Raw genomic sequence first — 18702 nt, 5'->3', positions numbered from 1 at the left:
TCAATGTATCACAAAAGAACAGCGTTCAAGCCCGGTGGCTTCAGTCGTGCAGGCCGCGCTCGTCGGGTTCATCGGTTGACGTGCTGACCACACTCACGGGCCGGCCCTTGGACTTGCGCCACGCGTACACCACATACCCCGACAGGCCGTAGCACACGAACAGGCCAAACAGCACGGTGGGCGGGTGGATGTTGATGATGGCAATGCCCAACGCGACCAGAACAATGGCGGCAAAGGGCACACTCTTCTTCAGGCTGAGATCCTTGAAGCTGTAGAAAGGAACATTGGTCACCATCGTGAGCCCAGCGTAGAGGGTGATGGCAAACATGGGCCACTCCAGATCTTCCCCTTGCCACCCGGCTTCGGTGGTCAACCAGATGAAGCCTGCCACCAGCGCCGCCGCCGCAGGCGACGGCAGGCCCTGGAAGTAGCGTTTGTCCACCACACCCGTGTTGACGTTGAAGCGGGCCAGTCGCAGCGCAGCGCAGGCGCAGTAAACGAAGGCCGCAATCCAGCCCCAGCGGCCCAGACCTCGCAGCGACCACTCATAAGCAATCAGTGCCGGTGCGGCGCCAAAGGACACCATGTCGGACAAGGAGTCCATCTGCTCGCCGAAAGCGCTTTGTGTGTTGGTCAGCCGCGCCACGCGGCCATCCAGGCTGTCGAGGACCATGGCCGCAAAAATGCCGATGGTGGCCAGGTCATAGCGGCCGTTCATGGACATGACCACCGCGTAAAAGCCGCCAAACAGCGCGGCCAGCGTGATCATGTTGGGCAGCATGTAGATGCCCTTGCTGCGGCGCGGCACGTGGCCGGCGTCCGCGTTCGATTCGGTTTCCTCTTGCATGCGCTGAAGTGTAAGGCAGGCTTAAGAATAGAAAACTGGGATTGCCCTACCGTGCCTTGGGTCAGGCGTTGCTGTTGGCGCGCACCTCTGCCAGGCTGGTCTGCCCCAGCAGCACCTTTTCAATGCCGTCCTGACGCAAGGTCCGCATGCCCTCAAGCAAAGCCTGCTGCAACAAGTCCTCTGAGCGCGAACGCACCTGGATCATGTGCCGCAGCTGCGGCGACACCACCAGCAGCTCGTGTATGCCCAGGCGCCCACGAAAACCGGTGCGGCCACATTTGTCGCAACCCGGTGCGTGCGCCGACAACAGTTTGCCCTCGTGACCGTAGCTGTCGCGCCAGAGTTGGTGCAGCCTGGCCGTGTCGCGCAGGCCGTCGCCCTCTGCCAGCGACGACTGAAAATCCACCGTCAGTTGTTCCAGCTCTTCGTCGCTCATGTCTCGACGCTGTACACAGTGCGGACACAGCCGCCGCACCAGGCGCTGGGCCATCACCGCCAGAATGGAGTCGGAGAAGGAAAACGGATCGAGCCCGAGGTCGATCAGACGGGTGATGGTTTCGGCCGCGGTGTTGGTGTGCAGCGTGGACATCACCAAGTGGCCGGTCAGCGACGCCTCCACCGCGATCTCTGCAGTTTCCTGATCGCGGATTTCCCCCACCATGATGACATCGGGGTCGGCACGCAACAACGCGCGCAGCGAGGTGGCAAAACTCCAGCCGATCTTGGGGTTCACCTGGATCTGACGCAGACCGTGCTGGGTGATTTCCACCGGGTCTTCGGCGGTCCATATCTTGCGCTCGGGCTTGTTGAGGTGGTGCAGCGCCGAATGCAGCGTGGTGGTTTTGCCCGAACCGGTTGGGCCCACACACAACACCATGCCATAGGGGCGTTCGATGGCGTCGGTGAACAGCGCCAGGTTGCGTTGGGTCAGGCCCACGTCCGCCAGCGCCATGGTGCGCGACGACGCCAGTATGCGCATCACCACATCCTCCAGGCCCTGCGTGGTGGGGATGGTGGCCACCCGCAACTCCAGCTTCAGCCCGCCGAATTTGGCGAAGTTGATCTTGCCGTCCTGGGCCTTGCGCTTTTCGGAGATGTCGAGGTCGCACATGATCTTGATGCGCGCGATCAGGGCACTGCGGTAACTTGCCGGCAACTCCAGGTAGGGCCGCATCTTGCCGTCGATGCGAAAACGGATCTTGAGCTTTTGCCGGCCAGGATAAGGCTCGATGTGGATATCGGACGCGCCCTGCTGGTAGGCCTCCAGGATCATGGAGTTGATCAGGCGCACCAGCGTGTTGTCCGACTGCTCGATCTGCCGCTCCTCCTCGGTGTCGCGGCTGTCCACCAGTTCGGACGCCAGCTGGAACACGTCATGCTGCTGCGCGTCGCCCGGCTCAGGTGGGGACTGCGTGTCAGGATGGCTGTCGTGCAGGTGCTCGGCCAGGCCCACTTCGCGGTAAGTGCGGCTGATTTTGGCCGCAATCTCATCACCCGAACACAACACAGGCATGACCTTGAGCTGGGTGGTGAACTCGATCTCTTCCAGCACCTTGTACTGCAAAGGATCGGGCATGGCCACCACCAGCAGCCCCTTGTTGAGCATCAAGGGCTGCACCTTGAGACGCAATGCCAGCGACAGCGGCACCATGCGCAGCGCCGCCACGTCGTACTCAAACGACTTGAGCTCCACCATGGGGTAGCCCATCTTGCGTGCGAAGGCGGTCTGCAGATCGGCGGTGGACACCATGCCCAGCTCCACCAGAATCTGTCCAAGCGGGACGTTCTTGGTGTCTTTCTGCTTTTTCAGCGCGACCGCCAACTGGGCCGCCGTGATCTTGCCCAGGCCAATCAAGGCTTCGCCAATGGGCACGGGTTTGATGCGCGCCTGACGCTCCAGCGCATTGAGCAGCTCGCCGCGGGTCTCGACCACTGTGTTCGCCAGACCCGAGTGGAAATCCAGCGTGGTGTCGGCAAACCCGTGGGAGACGGTGTGCGAAAAATCGGTGGCAGCGTAGCTGTCCGGATCAGCGCCACCGGTGGCCACATCGGACGCCTCGTAGCTTTCGAGTGCCGCGCGTGGCACAAACAGGCGCGACAGGCCCAAGCCGTCTGCCGTTTTGACAAACAGCCACAGCCCCGAGGGCAAATCCTGCACACCGGCGCTGTCACCGGCGAGCCGGGAGCCATCGATGAGCCGGATGGCAAATGGCTGGAAATTCAACAACTCATCCCACCGGGCGCCTCGGCTGGCGCCACCCACCACAGTCATGCCACCGTCGATGCGCAAGGACTTGAACTGGTTGAAGCGGATGGCCGTAGGCGCCTTGCTGGCCTGCCCCTGCACCTTGAGCAGTTGCTGCTCCACATCCAGTGTCAACAAACGGCCTTGCAAGCTGTTGGCCCCCCAGCCGGCGACCTCACAGGGCCAACGTTTGCTGTTGGCCGCATCAACGGTTACCAAGCCCGAAGGCGGGAGTGGGAATTCAAAACTTTTCATGGGCCGCGCACCTTGAAAGGACCAACCAGCCGCTGATCAGAAGAGCAAAGCCACTCGTCCGGGCATGGTCCAGATTTATTAATTTTACCGGCATGAGCCGGCAACAGAGTTGCGCCTGTGATACAGCAAAAATATCAAAGTGCCGCGCCCAGCAATTGCTGCGTGTAGGGGTGTTGTGGCGCCTCAAGCACCTGTTGGCAATCACCGGCCTCCACCACCTCACCGTGTTGCATCACCAACACCGCATGCGACATGGCGCGCACCACCGCTACATCGTGGGTGATCAAGAGGTAGCTAAGGCCGCGTTCGCGCTGCAAGCCCTGCAACAGGGCCACAACCTGCTTTTGCACCGTGACATCGAGTGCGCTGGTGGGCTCGTCGAGCACCAGCACCTGCGGCTGCACCACCAAGGCACGCGCGATGGCCAGGCGCTGACGCTGCCCACCCGAAAACTCGTGGGGATAGCGCGATAGAAACGCGTCCGCCTGTGTATCGCCGAGGTCGGCGTCGGCAACGGCCTTGAGCAACCCCACGTCCGTCAGGGCAGCCACCACCCGTTTGCGCCGTTGCGCCACCGACAACGCCGGTTCGTGGACCAGCAGGCCTTCCCCCACCAGCTGCTCCACCGTCATACGCGGCGACAGCGAGGAAAACGGGTCCTGAAACACCACCTGCACCACACGCCGCAAGGCCCGCTCGCTGTTCGCCCGTCGGGCGTCGGCCCAGGATTGGCCGGCCACGTGCAAGTGGCCCCCATGTGGCAGCAGGCCCAGCGCCGCCAGTGCCAGGGTGGATTTGCCCGAACCGGACTCGCCCATCACGCCCAGCGTCTGGCCCGCGCGCAGGCTGAAGCGGGTGGGCTGCACGGCCCGGAACTGGCCCTTTTTCCACCACCCAGCAAGGCCACCCAACGGCATCGCGTAGTCCACGGTCAAGCCTTCGGCCTCCAACACCACCGGCGCATCGCTGCGCGGCGGCGGCACATCGCGCTGCGGCTGGCTGTCGATCAACAGGCGGGTGTAGGCGTGCTGCGGGCGAGACATCACCTCCTGCACCGGCCCCTGCTCCACCAAGTGCCCGAGTTCCATCACCGCCACGCGGTCGGCCACGCGGCGCACCAGGTTGAGGTCGTGGGTGATGAGCAACAAGGCCATGCCATGTTCGCGCTGAAGCCGGCTCAGCAGCTCCAGCATCTGGCTGCGCAGGCTGGCGTCCAGTGCGGTCGTGGGCTCGTCGGCCAGCAGCAGCTTAGGCGCACTGGCCAATGCCATTGCGATCACCACGCGCTGGCGTTGCCCCCCACTCAGCTGGTGGGCGTAGCTGCCGGCGCGCCGCGCGGGCTCGGGTATACCGGTGGCCGCCAGCAGCTCCACCGCCCCCACCAGCGCCTGCTGGCGCGTCAGGCCTTTTTTGAGCTGCAGGATTTCCGCGATCTGGTCGCCCACGGTGTAGACGGGGTTGAGCGCCGTCATGGGCTCTTGGAAGATGATGGCCACGTCATCGCCTCGAACGCCACGCAGCTCGCGTTCGCTCAAACGCAACAGGTCGCGACCATTGAGCGCGGCGCTGCCGCTGATGTCGGCGTTTTGCACCAGCCGCAACAGCGCCAGAGCCGACACCGTCTTGCCCGAGCCGGACTCCCCCACCAGCGCCAGCTTTTCACCCGCGTGCAGGTGAAAGTCGATACCGTGCACCACCTCACGGCCCGCAAACGACACGCGCAGGTCTTTGACTTCCAACAGCGGCTTGCGCCCCGCCGCCGGGCCGCCCCAAGGCGGGGCAGCCGCCTCGGGGGGCAGCGAAACCTGCGCAGCGGCGAGCGTGGGGGTCATCACTTGTCGGCCTTTCGGGGGTCGAGCGCATCGCGCAACGCATCGCCCATGAAGGTCAGCAGCAGCAGGGTGAGCACCAGCACGCCGAAAGTGGACAGCGAAATCCACCAGGCGTCGATGCTGGCCTTGCCCTGGCTCAGCAGCTCACCCAGGCTGGGCGTGCCGGCGGGCACACCCAGGCCGAGAAAGTCCAATGAGGTCAGCGCCAGGATGGCCGCACTCATGCGGAAAGGCAAAAACGTCACGACGGGTGTCATGCTGTTGGGCAGGATGTGGCGCCACATGATTTGGCGGTTGCCCACGCCCAGCGCACGCGCGGCACGCACGTAGTCCATTTGCCGGTTGCGCAGGAATTCGGCGCGCACGTAATCGGACAGGCCCATCCAGCCAAACAGGCTCAGCAACACCAGCAGCAGCGTGATGCTGGGGGCAAACACGGCACTGAAGATGATGAGCAAATACAGCTCGGGCATGGAGCCCCAGACCTCGATGAAACGCTGGAAAGCCAGGTCGGTCTTGCCGCCGAAATAGCCCTGCACCGCCCCGGCCAGCACACCCAGCACCACGCCGATGGCGGTGAGCGCGAGCGCAAACAACACACTCACCCGGAAACCGTACACGAGCTGCGCCAGCAAATCGCGGCCCCGGTCGTCCGTGCCCAGCCAGTTCTCAAAGGTGGGTGGCGACGGGTTGGGCGATGGCGCAAAGTAGTTGATGGTGCGCGGGCCGTAGGGGTTGAGCGGGTAGATGGCCCAGTTGTCACCTTGGGTCAGCTGTTGGCGGATGAAGGGGTCGAGGTAATCGGTGGCGGTTTCAAAGTCGCCCCCGAAAGTGGTTTCGGGGTAGTCCTTGAGCACAGGCGCGTAGTACTGCCCCTCGTACTTCACCAGCAAAGGCTTGTCGTTGGACCACAACTCGGCGCCAAGGCTCAACACCACCAGCACCACAAACGCCACCAGGCTCGTAAAACCCAGGCGGTTGCGGCGGAAGCGCTGCCACGCGCGGCGCGAGGGCGACAGGGAGACCAGGCCCACCGCACTCATGAGACAAAAGGGTCAAGCACGGCGATGCCGCAGCCATCAAAATCGCGCACGTTGCGCGTGGCCAGCGTGAGCGCATGCACCTGGGCGGTGGCTGCGATCAGCATGTCGGCCTGCGTGCGCACGTGGCCGCGTGCGGCAAGTTGAGCGCGCATTTCACCAGCACGGCGGGCAATCGGTGCCGAGATGGCGAGCACCTGGTTGCGCTCCAAGAAAAGGTCGAACCAGGCCAGCATGGCGCCGTTGGGGCGGCGCGCCAGGCCAAAAGCGATTTCGTCCACGGTCACCGCTGAGATGGTCAGGCGCCCATAGGCCGCGTTGGCCATGTCGCGCCACGCCAGCAGGGCCGGGTGGGGCCGCTGACGCATGAGTTCGCTGATGACATTGGTATCGGCCAGTTGCATGGTTATCCGCCCCAGTAGCCGGGCTCGTCCATGGGGTTGGGCCGGTCCACGCGCGGCGGCAGCTCAATGCCATCCATGCCTTCTGCGGCCAGCAAGGCCCGAATTTCGTCGAACTGCTGTGCCAAGGTGGGGTGATCACGCTCGCCGCGCCAACGCTGGAAATCCTCGTAATCCTTGGCCGAAACCAACACGGCCACCGGCTTGTCCCGGTTGTAAATCGCCTGCGGTGCCTGGGCGGAAAGCCGCACCACCTCCGAGAACTGCTGTTTGGCGCTGGCAATGTTCCACGTCATGGCGACCTCCTAAAAGACACATGTTTCATGTCCATATTATCCATCTAATATGTCCATATTCAATCGAACTTGACACGCGGGTCCACCCAGACGTAGCAGAGATCGCTGATGAGTTTGGTGACCAAACCGATCAGCGTGAAGAAATACAGCGTGCCCAGCACCACGGGGTAATCACGCCGGATCACACTCTCATAGCTGAGCAGGCCCAATCCATCCAGCGAGAACAGGGTTTCGATGAGCAGCGATCCGGTGAAAAAGGCGCCGATGAAAGCGGCCGGAAAACCGGTGACGATGGGGATGAGCGCGTTGCGGAACACGTGTTTCCAGAGCACCTGGCGCTCGCTCAGGCCCTTGGCGCGAGCGGTGAGCACATACTGCTTGCGAATCTCTTCCAGAAAGGCGTTTTTGGTCAGCATGGTGGTGACGGCAAAACTGCCCAGCACCATGGCCACCACCGGCAGGGTGATGTGCCACAGGTAGTCCACCACACGGGCGCCCCAGCTCAGTTCGTCCCAGTTGCTGGAGGTGAGGCCACGCAGCGGAAACCATTGCAACTGCCCACCAAAAATCACCAGCAAGGCCACGCCCAGCACAAAGCCCGGGATGGCGTAGCCCACCAGCACCAGCAAGGTGGTGACCAAATCAAAACGCGAGCCCGCCCGCACGGCCTTGGCCACTCCCAGCGGCACGGCGATGCCGTAGCTGATGAAAAAGGTCCAAAGGCCCAGGCTGATGGAGACGGGCAACTTTTCAACAATCAGCGTCCACACGTCCTTGTTCTGGAAGAAGCTCTTACCCAGGTCAAAACGCGCGAACTGGCCCAGCATGTCGATGAAACGCTCGTGCGCCGGCTTGTCGAACCCGTACAAAGCCTTGATCTGCTCGATGCGTTTGGGGTCCACACCCTGCGCGCCACGGTACACACTGCCACCGCCTTCCGCACTGCCCCCTGCGGCGGCGCGCGCCTCAGCGAGGTACTGCTCCACCGGGCCGCCGGGCACAAACTGCACAACCACAAAGGTGAGCAGCAGCACGCCCAGCAAGGTGGGGATCATGAGCAGCAAGCGCTTGAGGATGTACAGCCACATGGTCAACGGCTCCACCAAGTGTCGATGGCCCAGGCTTCGCCCTGAAAGTAGGGTGGGACCACATCGGGTTTGGCCAGGCGGCGTTGGTTGTAGGCCATGCGGTGGGTGCCTGCCGTCCACTGCGGGATGAGGTAGTGGCTGTGGGTGATCACGCGCTCCAGCGCCCGGCAGGCGGGCAACAGCTCGGCCTTGGTTTTGGCGCCCACCATGCGTGCGATCAGGTCGTCCACGGCGGGGCTGCTCACGCCCGCGTAGTTGCCCGAATCGGGTGTTTTGGCGGCCTGGCTGCCAAAGATGTCGGCGTATTCCTGGCCGGGGTTGTGGGTGCCAGGAAACCCAACTCCCACAATATCAAAGTCGAAAGTTTGAACGCGCTGCTGATACAGCGCAAAGTCCACCGCACGGTAGCGCAGGGTGACGCCCAGTTTTTCGAGGTTGCGTATCCACGGCGTCACGGTCCGAATACCACCCTCGCTGCTGTCCAGGTACTCCAGCGTCATGGCTTGGCCCTGTGCGTTCTTGAGCACCCCACCCTGCACCGTCCATCCGGCATCGGCCAGCAAGGCCTTGGCGCGGCGCAGGTTGGCGCGCAAGGACGAGTCGCCATCGGTGCGCGGTGGCAGCGCCATGGGCCCGAACACACTCGGAGGCAGCTGCTTTCGCCACGGTTCGAGCAAGGCCAGCTCGTCGGCACCGGGCACGCCCGAAGCCGCACATGCGGTGTTGCCGAACAAGCCGTTGACGCGCTGGTAGGCGTTGTAGAACAGCTGCCGGTTCATCCATTCGTAGTCCATGGCCAGACCCAGGGCCTCGCGCACGCGCACATCCTGCAGCAGCGGGCGGCGGGTGTTGAGCACATAGCTTTGGAAGCCCGAAGGCAGCTGGTGCTTGAACTCGCCTTTGACGAGCTCGCCACTGTCAAAGCGCCGGCCATTGACCCGGCGTGCCCAGTCGCCCGCCGAGAAAAAGCGCATGAGGTCGAATTCGCCCGCCTTGAGCGCCTCCAACCGAGCGGTGTTGTCCTTGTAGATCTTGACGGTGATGCGGTCAAAGTTGGCGCTGCCGCGCCGCACGTTGAGATCGCGCGCCCAGTGCTGGGGGTCGCGCAGGTAGGTGATGTCTTTGCCAAACCGCACCGGGCCAATTTTGTAGGGGCCGCTGCCAATGGGCACATCGGTGACCACTTGATCGAAGGACTTGCCCCCGCCCCAGTCGCGGCTGAACACTGGCAACCCACCGACCGTGAGCGGCAACTCTCGGTTGGGTTGTTTGAAGCGGTACCGCACGGTGCGCTCGTCGAGCACGTCGAGCCCGACCACGTCGGCCAGCAATGTCTTGTAGGCGGGGGACACGTGCGGCCCGATCAGCGTGTCATAGCTGTGTTTCACGTCCTGCGCCAGCACGGGCTTGCCGTTGTGGAACCGCGCTTGTGGCCGCAGCTTGAAGGTGGCGCTCATGCCGTCTGGTGCCACAGCCACGTCTTCGGCCAGCAGGCCATAGCCGCTGGCGGTTTCATCCAGTGCGCCGATCAGCAGCGACTCAAACATCAACCCCGACAGATAAGCAGGCGCACTGCCTTTGATGGTGAAGGGGTTGTATTTGTCGAAGGTGGAGGTGCGCAGGTTGCTGACCAGACGGATTTCGCCGCCCTTGGGCGCCTGCGGGTTCACGTAATCGAAGTGGCTGAAGCCGGGGCCGTATTTCAGATCGCCCCACAACGCATAGCCGTGGGCAGCCCACACGGGCGAAGCCAAGGCCAGCAAGCAAGAGAGCAACAAACGACGCATGAGACAATTCTGCAGGATATTTTTCTGGAGACTGATCCATGGGTTTTCTCACCGGCAAGAAGCTGCTCATCACCGGCGTGTTGTCCAACCGCTCCATCGCCTACGGCATCGCTCGTGCTTGCCACGAACAAGGTGCCGAGCTGGCTTTCAGCTACGTGGGTGAGCGCTTCAAGGACCGCATCACCGAGTTCGCCGCCGATTTCAACTCCTCGCTCGTGTTTGACTGCGACGTGGGCGATGACGCCCAGATCGACAAGCTGTTCAAGGATTTGTCGGCCCACTGGCCCAGCTTCGATGGTTTTGTGCACAGCATCGGCTACGCGCCACGCGAGGCGATTGCGGGCGACTTCCTCGATGGCCTGTCGCGTGAAGGCTTCAAGATCGCGCACGACATCAGCGCTTACAGCTTCCCGGCTATGGCCAAGGCCGCCCTGCCCTACCTCAACCCCAAATCGGCGCTGCTGACACTGACCTACCTGGGCGCCATCCGCGTCGTGCCCAACTACAACACCATGGGCCTGGCCAAGGCCAGCCTGGAAGCCAGCGTGCGCTACCTGGCCGACTCGCTGGGCCCCAAGGACATCCGCGTCAACGGCATCAGCGCCGGCCCCATCAAAACCCTGGCCGCCAGCGGCATCAAGGGCTTTGGCAAGATCCTGAGCGTGGTGGCCGACACATCGCCGATTCGCCGCAACGTGACCATCGAAGACGTGGGCAACGTGGCCGCTTTCCTGCTGAGCGACCTCGCGGGCGGTGTGAGCGCCGAAATCACCTATGTGGACGGTGGCTTCAGCAACGTGGTGGGCGGTATCGCCGAGCCCGCCGAGAGCTGACCAAGCCCACTTATGTGCAACCTGGCTCGCCGTTGGTTTCTGGCGACGGGCCTGCTGTTGGCTTGCGTGGGGGGCTTGGCGCAAACGCCGGTCACGCCGCCCGCCCTGATGCTGGCGGGTACCTTCAAGGCCGGCACGCATCTGCCGGATTACTGGGTCAGTGAAAAGCTGGACGGCGTGCGTGGCCATTGGACCGGCAGTCAACTCATCACGCGAGGTGGTTTGCCCGTAGCGGCGCCCGCCTGGTTCACCGCAGGCTGGCCCAACGTTGCCATGGACGGCGAACTCTGGGCGGGGCGCGGGCGTTTCAGCGAAACCGTGTCCACCGTGCGCCGCGAAACGCCGGACGATGGCGCCTGGCGACACATCCGTTTCATGGTCTTCGACCTGCCCTCTCACCCTGGCAGCTTTGACCAGCGCGTGGTGGCCATGGCCTCGCTGCCAACCACACCTTGGCTGCAGGTGGTGCCCCAGCAGCGCGTTGGCAATGAAAAGGCCTTGATGGCCCTGCTGCGCCAGACCGAGCGCCACGGCGGCGAGGGCCTGATGCTGCACCGGGGCGCGGCCGTGTGCCAGGCAGGCCGCAGCCACGACATCCTCAAACTCAAGACCCACGAGGACGCCGAAGCACAGGTGCTGGGATGGGAACCCGGCAAGGGCAAATACGAAGGTATGGTAGGCGCGCTGCTGGTTCAAACATCCCAGGGCCAGCGATTCAAACTGGGCAGCGGCCTGACCGACGCCCAGCGACGTGACCCGCCACCGCCGGGCACCTGGGTGACCTACCGCTACAGGGGCATCAACGAGAGCGGTGTGCCTCGCTTCGCCACGTTCCTGCGGGTTCGTGAGGACATGGCCCTCAATGGGCCACGCACTGCAGCGCCTTCACCCCGCTGATCACTGCGCGCCAGCCTCCACCTTTTTGAGGTGGGCATAGATCTGGTCCTTGAGCTGCAGTTTTTCCTTTTTCTTGACCTCGATCTCAACCTCGGTAGCCGCAACGATGTGGGCCTCCATGTTCTTGATCAGCTGATCCAGCTCGTTGTGTTTGTCGAACAGGCGCGTGAAATGTGCGTCGTGGCCCTTGAGCTTGGTGATCAGGTCGCGGTATTCGGGAAACATCGGTCGCTCCTCAACAAACCCAAGGGGACCATCCCCCTGGGGTATCAGGACTTTTTAACACAGTCGGCAAAGTAGGCCGGGCGGCCGTCCGGGCCGTCCTGCACCACCAGACCGTGGATGTCGTTCTCGAAACCCGGGCACTCGCGCGCAAACTCGCGGTTGAACTTGAGGTAGTCCACGATCTTCTTGTTGAACACCTCGCCCGGGATGAGCAGTGGAATGCCCGGTGGGTACGGCGTGACCAGGCTGGTGGTGATGCGCCCTTCCAAGTCGTCAATGGCCACACGTTCCGTGCTGCGGTGGGCGATGTGAGCAAACGCGTCGCTGGGTTTCATGGCCGGCGTGTGGTCGCTCAGGTACATGTCGGTGGTCAGGCGCGCGATGTCGTACTTGGCGTAGAGGGCGTGCACGTGCTGGCACAGGTCGCGCAGGCCCATTTGCTCGTAGCGCGGCTGCTTGGCGCAGAACTCCGGCATGATGCGCCACATGGGCTGGTTCTTGGCATAGTCGTCCTTGAACTGCTGCAAAGCGGTCAGCAACGTGTTCCAGCGGCCCTTGGTGATGCCGATGGTGAACATGATGAAGAAGCTGTACAGGCCCGTTTTCTCGACCACCACACCGTGCTCGGCCAGGAACTTGGTGACGATGGAGGCTGGGATGCCAGATGTCTCGAAACGCCCATCCAGATTGAGGCCCGGCGTGACGATGGTGGCCTTGATCGGGTCCAACATGTTGAAGCCCGGCGCCATGTCGCCAAAACCGTGCCAATCCTTGGCGGTCGCTGTGTCGTCCTTGCCGCGGTTGAGCACCCAGTCGCTTGCCGCGCCAATGCCTTCATCGGCCAACTCATCGGGTCCCCATACCTGGAACCACCAGTCGTCAGCACCAAAATCGTTCTCGATCTGGCGCATGGCGCGGCGGAAGTCCAGCGCCTCCAGAATGCTCTCCTCCACCAACGCGGTGCCGCCCGGCGGCTCCATCATGGCAGCGGCCACGTCGCAGCTGGCGATGATGCTGTACTGCGGGCTGGTGCTGGTGTGCATCAGGTAAGCCTCGTTGAAGAGGTGGCGGTCCAGCTTGGTGGTCTGCGAGTCCTGCACCAGCACATGGCTGGCCTGGCTGATGCCGGCCAGCAACTTGTGGATGGACTGCGTGGCGTACACCACCGAGCTCTTCGGCCGTGCGCGCTTCTTGCCCATGGCGTGGTACGGCCCATAAAAGGGATGAAAGGCGGCGTGTGGCAACCAAGCTTCATCGAAGTGCAGGTTGTCCACGTAACCATCCAGCATGCCCTTGATGGTCTCGGTGTTGTAGAGCACGCCGTCGTAGGTGGACTGGGTCAGCGTCAACACGCGCGGCTTGACCGCGTCGGCATCCACACCCGCCAACAGCGGGTTGGCGCGGATTTTGGCCTTGATGGCCTCGGGCTCGAACTCGCTTTGCGCGATGGGCCCGATGATGCCGTAGTGGTTGCGCGTGGGCTTCAAAAACACGGGCACGGCGCCCGTCATGATGATGCTGTGCAGAATGGACTTGTGGCAGTTGCGGTCCACCACCACCACGTCGCCCGGCGCCACCGTGTGGTGCCACACCATCTTGTTGCTGGTGCTGGTGCCGTTGGTGACGAAGAAGCAGTGGTCGGCATTGAAGATGCGGGCGGCGTTGCGCTCGCTGGCGCCGATCGCGCCATTGTGGTCCAGCAGTTGGCCCAGTTCTTCCACCGCGTTGCACACGTCGGCGCGCAGCATGTTTTCACCGTAGAACTGGTGGTACATCTGGCCCACCGGGCTCTTCAGAAAGGCCACACCGCCCGAGTGCCCGGGGCAATGCCACGAGTACGAACCGTCTTCGGCGTAATCGAGCAAGGCCTTGAAGAACGGCGGTTGAATGCCTTCGAGGTAGCTTTTGGCCTCGCGGATGATGTGGCGCGCCACGAACTCGGGCGTGTCCTCGAACATGTGGATGAAGCCATGCAGTTCGCGCAGCACATCGTTGGGCAGGTGGCGGCTGGTTTTGGTCTCGCCGTACACGTAGATGGGCACGTCGGCGTTCTTGCGACGCACCTCTTCAATGAAGCTGCGCAGGCTCAGCACAATGGGATCGAGGTCCGGGCCCGGCGTGAACTCTTCGTCGTCAATCGACAGGATGAAGGCGCTGGCCCGCGACTGCTGCTGGGCAAACTGCGACAGATCACCGTAGCTCGTGACACCCAAGACCTCAAAACCCTCGGCCTCAATGGCCTGCGCCAGCGCGCGGATGCCCAGGCCCGAGGTGTTTTCGGAGCGGTAGTCTTCGTCGATGATGACGATGGGAAAGCGGAATTTCATGAGCGTGACCCGGTTCAGCGAAACAGAGCGCGAAGTGTACGGAAATAATGCGGCGCCCCCGTGACCGTGAACCCGATTTGGCCTCAAAATCAAAAAGCGCAATTCGCCGGCACGCGCCGCTGGCGATCAACCAACAAGGAGTGATGGCATGGCGGAATCAACCCTGTGGTGGCTGCTGGCCGGTGTGGCGGTGGCGGTGGAGCTGGTGACCGGCACCTTCTATCTCTTGATGATCGCCCTGGGCCTGGCCAGTGGTGCCCTTGCGGCCCACCTGGGGCTGCCACTCACCTGGCAGTTGGTGTGCGCCGCCGTGGTCAGCGGTGGCGCGGTGGCGCTTTGGTACCGTGTGCGCAAGAACACACCCGGACGGTTGCCCGCCCGTGCCAACCGCGACGTCAACCTCGATATCGGCGAAACGCTGCATGTCGCCGCTTGGGACGCCGACGGCACAGCCCAGGTCAAGTACCGTGGCGCGCAGTGGACCGCCGCGCTCATGCCAGGTGTGGCACCCGCGATTGGCGAAGGCACCTACCGCATCGAGCAAGTCGTGGGCAACCGGCTTTTGGTCGTGCCCGCCCCCTGACCCTTTTCACGCCACCTAGAGAGGAACCCTCATGGAAATCGCCCTGCTGCTGTTCATCGTCGCCATCATCTTCATCGTGCGTGCCATCAAGGTGGTGCCGCAGCAAAACGCCTGGGTCAAGGAGAGGCTGGGCAAGTACGCCGGCACACTCACGCCCGGCCTCAACTTTCTTGTGCCCTTCATCGATCGGGTTGCCTACAAACACAGCCTGAAAGAAATTCCGCTGGATGTGCCCAGCCAGGTCTGCATCACGCGCGACAACACACAGTTGCAGGTGGACGGCATCCTGTATTTCCAGGTCACCGACCCCATGCGCGCCAGCTACGGCTCGTCCAACTACATCATGGCCGTCACGCAACTGGCACAAACGTCGCTGCGTTCGGTGATTGGCAAACTGGAACTGGACAAGACCTTTGAAGAACGGGACATCATCAACGCCCAGGTGGTGCAGGCCATCGACGAAGCGGCTTTGAACTGGGGCGTGAAAGTGCTGCGCTATGAGATCAAGGACCTCACGCCGCCCAAGGAGATCCTGCATGCCATGCAGCAACAGATCACCGCCGAGCGCGAAAAACGCGCGCTGATCGCCGCGTCCGAAGGCCGCCGCCAGGAGCAGATCAACATCGCCACCGGCGAACGCGAAGCCTTCATCGCCCGCTCCGAAGGCGAAAAACAGGCCGCTATCAACAACGCACAAGGCGAGGCCGCCGCGCTGATGGCTGTGGCCGAAGCCACCGCCCAGGCCATTGAACGCGTGGCCTCCGCCATACGCCAGCCAGGCGGTGAACAGGCGGTGCAGTTGAAGGTGGCTGAAAAAGCCGTGGACGCCTATGCCAAGGTGGCGGCTGACGCGACCACCACCCTCATCGTGCCGGGCAACATGACCGAAGTCTCCAGCCTCATCGGCTCGGCCATGACCATGGTCAAGGCCGTTCAGAGCAAAGCTTGAAGCCGAAAACAGGCGCCAACAGAATTGCCTCATTCTTGGGGCATAATAGAGGGCTTACGGAGCGATGACCGAGTGGCCGAAGGTGCTCCCCTGCTAAGGGAGTATGGGATGTAGAGTCTCATCGAGGGTTCGAATCCCTCTCGCTCCGCCAATATGAAAACCCAAGTGATTGATTTCACTTGGGTTTTTTCATTTCTGACTTGCTGCAGTCACACTGCAAGACACACTTTTGTCGTTGCTACCCTGAAGGCTTGCTCAATTTGTGTGTTGCGCGAACGCCAGAAGGCTTGTCCGAACCTTGCTTGACCCATTGATCTGTCACCGACCGGGTGCGGCACAATCTGAACATGACCTTCGCCATTCAACCGCCACAGTTTGAGGAACGATGCCCCGTTCAGCAAGCTCACGAGGCCTTGGCCCATACGTCATCAGTCGATGAACGGGGCGCGATCTTCACCCGAAAAGAGGTGGTTGAATGCATGCTAGATTGGGCAGGCTACACCAGCGACAAGAATCTCAAGTCCATACGGATTCTTGAGCCCTCGTGTGGGCACGGCGAATTTCTACTGGCTGCGATCGAACGGCTTCTTCAGTCTTGTGGCAAGAACGCAAAGGCTAAAGAGCTGTCAGGCTGTATTCGTGCCGTTGAGCTCCACAAGCCTTCGTTTGATCGTGTAACTTTGGCCGCAAAAGAGCTTCTTGGTCGTTTCGGATTTTCAGCCAAAGATCAGCAAGAGCTCTGCGCAAGTTGGCTGGTTCATGGTGACTTTTTGCTAACGAACCTCCCCGGCTCATTTGATGTTGTCATCGGAAATCCACCTTACGTTCGCCAAGAGCTCATTCATTCGCCATTGTTATCAGTCTACAGGAGACGTTTTACAACCCTTTACGACAGAGCCGATTTGTACGTGCTCTTCATAGAAAGAAGCTTGGAGCTCCTATCAGACAAGGGGCAGTTGTGCTTCATCTGTGCCGATCGCTGGATGAAGAATAAGTACGGTCAGCTATTGCGCCAATACGTGTCCCAAGGCTTTGGATTAAAGGCTTATATGGACATGACTCACATTGCTGCATTCCATTCTGAAGTTGCGGCCTATCCAGCCATCACCGTCATCGAACGAGGGTATGCAGGCCCAACATTTGTGGCACACGCCAAGAACGTAGAGTCCCTGCCCATGCTCACGTTTGATGCAACCAAGGCTGATACGCCTGAGATCAGACTGGCGCACTCTGTCGTTCAAGGGTCGGAACCCTGGCTGTTTGATTCAAGCGATTTACTGTCGCTAGTGAGAGACCTAGAACGCAGGCTTCCGACATTAGAAGAGGCTGGGTGCAAAGTAGGTATCGGTGTTGCAACGGGCGCAGACAAGGCATTCATTGGACTTCTAGAGGAGCTTGATGTAGAGCCTTCTCGAAAGCTTCCGCTTGCAATGACCAAGGACATAGATACCGGGCACGTAAAGTGGCGCGGTTTTGGCATTGTAAATCCGTTTGAAGAAGACGGAAGTTTGGCAAGCTTCGAGAAATATCCAAAGTTTGCCGCCTATTTGAAAAAGCGGTACTTGCAGATTTCCAAGCGACACGTAGCTCAGCGGGATAAAGTGCGCTGGTATCGAACAATTGATCGCATCACGCCAAGTCTCACATACAAGCCCAAGCTCCTGATTCCTGACATTAGAGGAGAGACTTTGGTTGCCTACGAAACGGGGCACCTTTATCCGCACCACAATTTGTACTATGTTGTCAGCGATACTTGGGACCTTGAGGCACTGCAAGCCATCCTGCTCTCTGATGTCGCAAGACTTTTTATTGCCACCTACTCTACAAAAATGCGCGGTGGCTTCTTGCGTTTTCAAGCCCAGTACCTGCGGCGCATTCGTGTCCCAACTTATGAAAGCATCAGCCAAAACGACCGCAAGGCACTGATATCAGCGGCCAGAAGTCTAGATAAGGACAAAGCAAACAGAGCTGCTTTCAAGGTGTACGGGATAAACGAGGATGAAGCTGTGCTCTTACTTGAACACTTTACAAAATCGTAACTTGGAGGACGAACGTGGGACTTAATTTAATAGACTATGAAAAACGCTCACGAGAAGTTGTCAAGAGTTTTTGGCAGGCCCGATTTGATGCAAAAGAGAAGCAAATTCGTGAAGGTAGGCAGGATCAAGGTGAGCGCGCAGGTGTTACTGGAGGAAAAAATCTTGACGGCTTTATCAAGCTAATTGTTGAGCTAGTTCATGCAAACGGCCTCGGACATGCTCAGATATATCAAGACCGTGCAGTTGTTGTTTTGCCCGGCTACTTCCGCCCAACGAAGCTCTGGGACCTTTTAGTGATAAATGAAGGGCGTTTGATAGCAGCAATCGAGCTCAAAAGCCAAGTCGGCCCATCATTCGGCAACAACTTTAATAATCGCACTGAAGAGGCTATCGGTACCGCCCATGATTTTGCAGTAGCTTATCGTGAAGGAGCTTTGGGGAAGCAAAACCCACCGTTTATGGGTTGGTTGATGCTCGTTGAAGATGCCGTAGAGTCTTGCAAGCCGGTGAAAGACAAGAGCCCACACTTCAAGGTTTTCCCAGAATTCAAAGATGCGAGTTACCTAAAACGCTACGATATCTTGTGCGAACGGCTGATGAAGGAGAAGCTTTATACGGCGGCAACTATCTTGGCGTCACCTCGGTCGGCTATAAGCGATGGAGCATACCGCGATATGTCTGAGCTCACTAGCTTGTCTAATTTCGTAAGGCAGTTTGCGGCACACATTGCGGCTGAAGCTGCCCGCTAGGCACAGCCTCTAAGTCTTCATCAGCCCAAACAGTACCTCTTGACGCTCGCGGTGCTGATCCCGAACTGCTCCGCTGTCTGAGAGATGCTGGCACTGTTCTCTTGACGCCATAGACGCACTGCAGAAGCATCCGCAACCTTTGGACGACCGAGGGAGGTAGCACCATTCTGGGTCCTACCCGTCTCAGCCAGCAACCTTTTCGCTGTTTCTCTTCCCGCAGCGGTCCTGTTGTTGATTTCCACCGAATTCTGACCCACCGTTTCCATCCAATATTGACCCACCCTGGATAGAGCCCTGAGGGGCTCACGG

The 18702-nt window shown here is 60.9% G+C and carries 16 protein-coding genes and 1 tRNA gene; 7 read left to right on the top strand and 10 right to left on the bottom strand.

Annotated elements, in window-relative coordinates:
• Positions 1 to 40 precede the first annotated feature (40 nt).
• The 8 genes from pssA to ACFQU0_RS11340 all read right to left on the bottom strand — a co-directional run bounded on the left by pssA (position 41) and on the right by ACFQU0_RS11340 (position 9791).
• The gene (pssA, locus tag ACFQU0_RS11375) at positions 41 to 847 is read right to left on the bottom strand and encodes a CDP-diacylglycerol--serine O-phosphatidyltransferase (protein ID WP_382200816.1); all 807 of its coding nucleotides are present in this window, start codon (positions 845 to 847) and stop codon (positions 41 to 43) included.
• Positions 848 to 908: 61 nt separating this feature from the next.
• Complete coding sequence (locus tag ACFQU0_RS11370; RefSeq protein ID WP_382200814.1) at positions 909 to 3347, bottom strand: GspE/PulE family protein; 2439 nt, start codon at positions 3345 to 3347, stop codon at positions 909 to 911.
• Between the two features lie 134 nt (positions 3348 to 3481).
• A complete protein-coding gene (locus ACFQU0_RS11365) occupies positions 3482 to 5179 on the bottom strand; it encodes an ABC transporter ATP-binding protein (protein ID WP_382200812.1) in 1698 nt (565 codons plus the stop codon).
• Positions 5179 to 6222, bottom strand: coding sequence for an ABC transporter permease (locus tag ACFQU0_RS11360; RefSeq protein ID WP_382200810.1), 1044 nt, complete (start codon positions 6220 to 6222; stop codon positions 5179 to 5181). Before ACFQU0_RS11360 ends, ACFQU0_RS11365 begins: the two co-directional genes overlap by 1 nt.
• Positions 6219 to 6623 carry a type II toxin-antitoxin system VapC family toxin gene (locus ACFQU0_RS11355; protein ID WP_382200808.1) on the bottom strand — a complete coding sequence of 135 codons (405 nt, stop codon included), beginning with the start codon at positions 6621 to 6623 and terminating at the stop codon, positions 6219 to 6221. Before ACFQU0_RS11355 ends, ACFQU0_RS11360 begins: the two co-directional genes overlap by 4 nt.
• Positions 6624 to 6625: 2 nt before the next feature.
• Positions 6626 to 6916: a type II toxin-antitoxin system Phd/YefM family antitoxin gene (locus ACFQU0_RS11350; protein ID WP_382200806.1), complete on the bottom strand. Its 291-nt coding sequence runs from the start codon at positions 6914 to 6916 to the stop codon at positions 6626 to 6628.
• Between the two features lie 59 nt (positions 6917 to 6975).
• Positions 6976 to 8004 (bottom strand): microcin C ABC transporter permease YejB, encoded by a 1029-nt coding sequence (locus ACFQU0_RS11345; protein ID WP_382200804.1) that lies wholly within the window; start codon positions 8002 to 8004, stop codon positions 6976 to 6978.
• A 2-nt stretch (positions 8005 to 8006) separates the two neighbouring features.
• A complete protein-coding gene (locus ACFQU0_RS11340) occupies positions 8007 to 9791 on the bottom strand; it encodes an extracellular solute-binding protein (RefSeq protein ID WP_382200802.1) in 1785 nt (594 codons plus the stop codon).
• 38 nt (positions 9792 to 9829) lie between these two features.
• On the opposite strand from ACFQU0_RS11340, the gene fabI reads away from it, so the two are divergent.
• Complete coding sequence (gene fabI / locus ACFQU0_RS11335; RefSeq protein WP_382200800.1) at positions 9830 to 10624, top strand: enoyl-ACP reductase FabI; 795 nt, start codon at positions 9830 to 9832, stop codon at positions 10622 to 10624.
• Between the two features lie 12 nt (positions 10625 to 10636).
• Positions 10637 to 11521, top strand: coding sequence for a DNA ligase (locus ACFQU0_RS11330; RefSeq protein ID WP_382200798.1), 885 nt, complete (start codon positions 10637 to 10639; stop codon positions 11519 to 11521).
• Here the strand turns inward: ACFQU0_RS11330 and ACFQU0_RS11325 are convergent, their stop codons facing one another.
• Positions 11522 to 11746, bottom strand: a complete 225-nt coding sequence (locus tag ACFQU0_RS11325; protein ID WP_382200796.1) for a YdcH family protein — start codon at positions 11744 to 11746, stop codon at positions 11522 to 11524.
• Between the two features lie 44 nt (positions 11747 to 11790).
• Entirely contained in the window at positions 11791 to 14073 is a 2283-nt protein-coding gene (locus tag ACFQU0_RS11320; RefSeq protein ID WP_382200794.1) for an Orn/Lys/Arg family decarboxylase, read from the bottom strand.
• A 148-nt stretch (positions 14074 to 14221) separates the two neighbouring features.
• Between ACFQU0_RS11320 and ACFQU0_RS11315 the strand changes: the two genes are divergently transcribed.
• The 5 genes from ACFQU0_RS11315 (at position 14222) to ACFQU0_RS11295 (ending at position 18393) form a co-directional block, all read left to right on the top strand.
• The gene (locus tag ACFQU0_RS11315) at positions 14222 to 14656 is read left to right on the top strand and encodes an NfeD family protein (RefSeq protein ID WP_382200792.1); all 435 of its coding nucleotides are present in this window, start codon (positions 14222 to 14224) and stop codon (positions 14654 to 14656) included.
• A gap of 31 nt (positions 14657 to 14687) precedes the next feature.
• On the top strand, positions 14688 to 15605 hold the full coding sequence (locus ACFQU0_RS11310; RefSeq protein WP_382200790.1) for an SPFH domain-containing protein: 918 nt from the start codon (positions 14688 to 14690) through the stop codon (positions 15603 to 15605).
• 58 nt (positions 15606 to 15663) lie between these two features.
• Positions 15664 to 15756: transfer RNA gene (locus ACFQU0_RS11305), tRNA-Ser, on the top strand.
• 196 nt (positions 15757 to 15952) lie between these two features.
• Entirely contained in the window at positions 15953 to 17644 is a 1692-nt protein-coding gene (locus tag ACFQU0_RS11300; RefSeq protein ID WP_382200788.1) for an Eco57I restriction-modification methylase domain-containing protein, read from the top strand.
• A gap of 14 nt (positions 17645 to 17658) precedes the next feature.
• Positions 17659 to 18393: a PaeR7I family type II restriction endonuclease gene (locus tag ACFQU0_RS11295; RefSeq protein WP_382200786.1), complete on the top strand. Its 735-nt coding sequence runs from the start codon at positions 17659 to 17661 to the stop codon at positions 18391 to 18393.
• Positions 18394 to 18702 lie beyond the last annotated feature (309 nt).

The sequence above is a fragment of the Hydrogenophaga defluvii genome (assembly GCF_042665235.1).
Taxonomy (GTDB): Bacteria; Pseudomonadota; Gammaproteobacteria; order Burkholderiales; family Burkholderiaceae_C; genus Hydrogenophaga; species Hydrogenophaga defluvii_A.
The sequence above is the reverse complement of the archived record's forward strand: the minus strand, read 5'-3'. Positions and strand labels throughout refer to the sequence as shown.